At 51.1% G+C, this 397-nt stretch carries 1 protein-coding gene; it reads right to left on the bottom strand.

Translation table 11 applies throughout. The features are described from left to right. Positions 1 to 153: 153 nt before the first annotated feature. Positions 154 to 397: DUF5983 family protein (locus ACNFOC_RS55740; protein WP_416966491.1), on the bottom strand; the 244-nt coding region annotated here is incomplete at its 5' end.

Below are 397 nucleotides of genomic sequence, written 5' to 3'. Positions count from 1 at the left end.
ATACAGGGCAACAGTGCTGCCGAATCCGTTTTATCCTCATCGTTGTCGAAGATAATCCCTGATTCGCAGTCAATATTGTCCTGCAGCCACGCAATCAGAATATCCAGCGCCGTTTCTGTGGTTAATAATTTCATCCAGTGTCTTTTGTCCTGATTACCAGTCGAAAGTGGGTAAACCCGGCAGACATTCTGCGCCGGCGTCCAGATGAATGAGACTGACGCCATAACGCCGGGTGAGAGTGACGACCAGACGACGGAACGTTCTTGACAGGCCCAGGCGTTTAAGCCGCAGAACCGGGTATGACCACGCATCGGTACGTAACAGATATCCGCTGCCTGTAAAATGAATCCATTCTGATTCGCCGGTGTCATTCGTCTGATGCGACAGCGAGTACAGC

Source organism: Streptomyces colwelliae, assembly GCF_048158785.1.
Classification (GTDB): domain Bacteria; phylum Actinomycetota; class Actinomycetes; order Streptomycetales; family Streptomycetaceae; genus Streptomyces.
This window is presented reverse-complemented; position numbering and strand designations above follow the sequence as displayed.